Annotated in this window: 6 protein-coding genes; 2 read left to right on the top strand and 4 right to left on the bottom strand. The window is 65.4% G+C overall.

All coding sequences use genetic code 11. The annotated features are described in order from the left end of the window. Both OXF11_01900 and OXF11_01895 read right to left on the bottom strand, forming a co-directional pair. Positions 1-229, bottom strand: a 229-nt coding sequence (locus OXF11_01900) for a hypothetical protein (GenBank protein ID MCY4485852.1), incomplete at its 3' end; no start/stop codon positions are given. 48 nt (positions 230-277) lie between these two features. Then, entirely contained in the window at positions 278-1,033 is a 756-nt protein-coding gene (locus OXF11_01895) for an SDR family NAD(P)-dependent oxidoreductase (protein MCY4485851.1), read from the bottom strand. Positions 1,034-1,272: 239 nt separating this feature from the next. On the opposite strand from OXF11_01895, the gene OXF11_01890 reads away from it, so the two are divergent. After that, complete coding sequence (locus OXF11_01890) at positions 1,273-2,322, top strand: hypothetical protein (GenBank protein MCY4485850.1); 1,050 nt, start codon at positions 1,273-1,275, stop codon at positions 2,320-2,322. A 93-nt stretch (positions 2,323-2,415) separates the two neighbouring features. Here the strand turns inward: OXF11_01890 and OXF11_01885 are convergent, their stop codons facing one another. Beyond that, positions 2,416-2,697 (bottom strand): type II toxin-antitoxin system RelE/ParE family toxin, encoded by a 282-nt coding sequence (locus OXF11_01885; protein ID MCY4485849.1) that lies wholly within the window; start codon positions 2,695-2,697, stop codon positions 2,416-2,418. Continuing rightward, entirely contained in the window at positions 2,694-2,960 is a 267-nt protein-coding gene (locus OXF11_01880; protein MCY4485848.1) for a type II toxin-antitoxin system Phd/YefM family antitoxin, read from the bottom strand. The genes OXF11_01885 and OXF11_01880 overlap by 4 nt, the downstream gene beginning before the upstream one ends. Positions 2,961-3,163: 203 nt before the next feature. Between OXF11_01880 and OXF11_01875 the strand changes: the two genes are divergently transcribed. After that, positions 3,164-4,687 (top strand): AAA family ATPase (locus OXF11_01875; GenBank protein ID MCY4485847.1); only part of this gene is annotated, 1,524 nt, incomplete at its 3' end.

Raw genomic sequence — 4,687 nt, 5'->3', positions numbered from 1 at the left:
GGTACAGGGCGTCGTTGGAGACGGGATCCTGGCCGATGAGCAGCTGCGCCAGGCCCTCGATCACCGCCTTTGTGGCCATCGAGGCTTCGGGCCACATGGTGATGGACTCCCCCCAGCCCACCTGCCCGTCGTCGGCGGTCAGCTTCACCAGGCAGAGATGCCGGTAGGCGTTGAAGTCGTTCGGCTCCGGATAGGTGACGGGTATCGGCTCGACGGCAACGATCTTCATGTTCTTGCTCCTTGTCGTTTCATGGTTCGGTTCCAGCCGCCGGCGGCGCTACCACATCACCAGCCCGCCGGTGTGGTTGATGGACTGACCGGTCATGTAACCGCTCTCGGGCCCCAGCAGGAAGCCGATGAGCCCGCTGATCTCCTCGGGTGTGGAGCCCCGCTTCAGCGGCACGACCTGGGTTCGAGCCACGGAGAGTTCGTCCGGTGTCATGCCGCGCAGCGGGGCCACTTGGGCCAGCACCTTGTCCTGCATGGGGGTGTCCACGATGCCCGGGCAGATGGCGTTGACGCGCACCGGGATGGGCGCCAACTCGTAGGCGAACGAGCGGGTGACCGAGAGGATCATGCACTTGGTCGCCCCGTAGACGGCGGCCTCGGTGGTGTTGGTGAGCTTGCCGGACGACGACGAGAGGTTCACGATCGCCCCGCCGGGCGACATCGTGGGCCCGATGCCCTGGCAGAGGAAGAAGATCGACTCCACGTTCACCTGCACGAGAAGCCGCCAGTCCTCCACGGTGACTTCCGGCAGCGGCTTCAGCATGATGATGCCGGCGGCGTTGACCAATCCGTCGCATCCCGCGGCGGCCTCGACCACGGTCGCCCGCTGGTCGGGATCGGCAAGGTCGGCGACCAGCGTGTCGGCGCCCAGAGGCTCGATCTCCGCCAGCTTGTCGGCGTTGAGGTCGACGCCCAGCACGGAGTCACCCTCGCCGAGGAACCGCTCCACCGCCCCCCGGCCGATCCCCTGCGCTGCGCCCGTGACGACGATCCTGCGCTGCCTCCCGTCGCCGTTGCTCGCCATGGCACCTGTCCCCTTCGATCTGCCGTCGCAACCCGCCACCGCGGCAGTGCTACTCCGTGAGGGCGCATGATTGCACAGCGCGGGCGTGGATGCACCATGCGAGCGGGGTGGTGCACCGGCCGGCGAGGGTGCGCGAACAGGGCCGACATTTTGGGGGTCGCCGGGACAGAGACGCTCCCGACCGGCCGGCGGCTCACCGCTAGGCTCCCGGCGTTGCAAATCGGCAGGGGAGTGGCCCCATGACACATCTCACGTGGTCGGACGACCTCGGCAAGCGTGTCCGTACCGGTGACTGGCCGGACCAGGCGATCGGCACGGTCACCAAGGTCAACGAGGCGATCTCCGGGGGGCGCAGCGAGGTGGCGGCCCAGCTCATCGACTACTTCATGGAGGAGGCCAAGGTCGTCCAGTTCATCTACGACACCTGGACGCCGGGGTTCCTGGAGTGGCTGGAACAGGCGGGCTACGGCGAGGCGGAGCTGGCGGCGGCGGTGGAGGATCTGCGCGTAGAGCTGGCGATGCTCGACGGCACACCGTTCGACGGTGACGCCCTGTGGCTGGAACTGGGAGCCCAGGCCGGCCGGCTCACGCACGCCGTGCGGGCAGAGCTGATCGAGGCCGAGCGGGCGCTGGCGGACTTCGATGCCATCCGGGTGGCGTGGCGGCGCCTGCACGACCGCTGGGCGGACTTCCTGTCGGGGATCTTGAAGCTGTGCGCCGACCGTTTCGGGGAGGCAGCACTGGAGGACATCTACCGACACTCCCTGGAGCCGTACATCCAGGAGCGCTACATGCCGTTCGATCTGCGCGAGCGGGACTACGACGACACGCTGTTCCGCAACTTGTACACCTCCGTGGAGGGGATGCGCAGCCACCTCGTCGGTCCCGACCGCATGGGCGACATCCAACTCACCGAGCACGAAGACCGCTGGGTGTTCAGCTTCGACCCGTGCGGCTCCGGCGGCCGGCAGGTGCGCGGCACCGACGTCGAGGACTCACCTCCCAACCCCGAGCGGGCCGTCCGCTTCGGCGTCACCACCGAGGAGCACGACTGGGCCTGGAACAGCAAGGGCGTCTGCTACTACTGCGCCCACTGCTGCTTCACCCTGGAGATGCTGCCCGCCGAGCGCTGGGGCCACCCGGTCCGCCGCGTCGACCCACCCCTGTTCCCCGACGACACCACCGGCGAGAACCCCAAACCCTGCACGTGGACCGTCTACAAGACAATCGAAGCCATCCCCACCGACACCTACACCCGCATAGGCCGCACGAAGCCGCCCACGTCCTAGCCCGCCCCGGGCGTTCCCGGCGGACAACCCTCCTGAACCGCCGACCGATGGGCTCGGTCGCCGCCGGCACGACGCAATGCGGCCTGGGTCGGCTCAGTCGGGCCGGTAGACCTCCCGGCGGTGGCCGACCCGGAGTATCACGACCTCGCGCCGGGCATCGTCGTTCCGGTAGACGATGCGGTGGGCGCCGCGGCGGACGCTCCACAGGCCGTCCAACTCGTTTCGCAACGCCACGCCGAGGCGACGGGGGTTGTCGAGCAGGGGTCCCGTTATCAACTCGACGACCGCTGCGGCCACGGACGCCGGGAGTTGTTCCGCGATGGTCCTGGCAGCACGCCGGGCGACGATGATCTGGTACGGCTCACCTGCGGTCAAGGCCTGAGTGCCCGGACAGCGTCGACGCCGCGCACCACATCGCCCTCGGCGTGAGCGCGCTCCGCCTCGGCGAGTTCCCGGAGAGCGTCGCTGTCGCCGAGGATCGCCAAGGTCTCCTCAAGCGACTCGAGGTCCTCAGGGCTCATCAGCACCGCGGCCGGCGAGCCGTTGCGCGTGACGACGACCCGCTCGTGGTGTGCGTGCACCCGCTCGATGAACTCCGAGAACCGATCCCTCACGACCCGCAGTGATTCACTCGTCATGGCCACAATTGTGCCACATCGGCTGCGCTTCTACACGCAAGCCTCTGGGCTGTGTCAGATCGGTCGCCGCCTGTGCGCCCCTGGTGTCCAGGCGCCGGATCGTCTCACCGTCGGCCAGTCATCGGCTGAAGCCATCCTCAGGCAGGGCGTCGGGACGCTTAGGATGACCGCTCTGCGTTTTGATCGTGGGAGGAGTGCGCAACGTGACTGCGAGAAACGAAGGCTCCGGTTTCGATCACGCCTGGTTCCTTGGCGCCGCGTTCGGCGGCGGGAACGAAGATCAGTCCGAGCGCTTCATTCGCGAGGGTATCTGGGAGCACAATTTTCAGGATCGCTACATCGACGAAGTGAAGTCGATCCGATCTGGAGATCGGATCGCGATCAAAGCCACATACACGAGAAAAAACGACTTGCCGTTCGACAATCGTGGACGGCTGGTCCAGGTCATGGCGATAAAGGCCGTCGGAATCGTCACAGCCAATCCGGGGGACGGCCGTCGCATCCTCGTTGAGTGGACACCGGTAGTTCCACCTCGCGAGTGGTACTTCTATGCTCACCTACCTACAGTTTGGAAGGTTGTCGCCGGGGAGTGGAAGAGCGACAGTCTTCTACGATTTGTCTTCGATGATGAGCCCCAGGACATTGACAGATTTCGCAATGCCCCGTACTGGGCGGACAGGTACGGCGATCAGCCAAAGGACGCCGACCGATTTGCTTGGTCCACCTTCTACACGGAGTTCGCCGATCGCCTTCTTGCCTTCCGCGATGACCGTCAGCCTCTGATCTCCGCGATACACGAGTTGTCCAAGCTTGAAGTTCCGCTACGCGTGGAGGACCGATTCTCCGATGACTCCTCTGGCCACCTCCGAGACATCTGTCCCTTCACCACTTTCGGTCTGTTCAACCGCGGGATATCCGATGACAATCGCCGGAGAATTGCAAGGCTTCTGGGCGATGCCATCGGCGTCACGGCACCGGTGCCGGAGTCCTTCGAGGGGATTCCCGTCCTGAGCAACTTCCGTTCGTGGTTCTTCCCCTTCGCCACTACGCGCTCTGCGGACCACATAGACGTCCTTTGGCGAGTGTTGTCCGACGCGCTCGATTGTGCGGATAGCGGCGACTCGACCAGTCGACAGAGGTTTGCGGATTCCTTCGATGCTGCTATCGCCCTGCCTGAGGTCGGACCGATGTTGACCATCGGACTCTACTGGGTGAGGCCTTGGCACTATCCGCCACTGGATGGACCTTCATATTCGTTCATCACCGGCGAGATGAAAATCGAGGTCGACAAGCCCCTACTCGATGGAGCGGCGTATCTCTCCTTGGGGAAGAGGCTCGAAGCGGTGTTGATGGACGAAGACTCGCGAATTAACTCGCTCCCCGAGCTGTCGGCAGCCGCCTTCAACAGCGCTCGGATGCCGGCGGAGGAGCCGGTGCGATCGGAGCACGTCGATGAGAGCGAAGAGGCGGAGAACGAGGGGGAGACCGAGGCGGATGACGGCAAGCCGTATTCGGTCGAGGACATCATTGGCGACGGGTGTTTCCTCGGGGCGGCTCGGCTCGAGACGATGCTCGAACGACTACGGGACAAGAAGAATCTCATCCTGCAGGGGCCACCGGGTACGGGGAAGACGTGGTTGGCCAAGCGGCTGGCGTACGCGCTGATCGGACGCAAGTCGGAGAGCCGGGTCCGGCCGTTCCAGTTCCATCCGAACCTCTCCTACGAG

It is taken from the genome of Deltaproteobacteria bacterium, from assembly GCA_026712905.1.
GTDB lineage: Bacteria > Desulfobacterota > Binatia > UBA9968 > JAJDTQ01 > JAJDTQ01.
This window is presented reverse-complemented; position numbering and strand designations above follow the sequence as displayed.

Bases quoted from the DNA above. Each gene is read 5' to 3' on its own strand.
- OXF11_01895 (MCY4485851.1), bottom strand. From the start codon at position 1,033: ATGGCGAGCAACGGCGACGGGAGGCAGCGCAGGATCGTCGTCACGGGC.
- OXF11_01890 (MCY4485850.1), top strand. From the start codon at position 1,273: ATGACACATCTCACGTGGTCGGACGACCTCGGCAAGCGTGTCCGTACC.
- OXF11_01880 (MCY4485848.1), bottom strand. From the start codon at position 2,960: ATGACGAGTGAATCACTGCGGGTCGTGAGGGATCGGTTCTCGGAGTTC.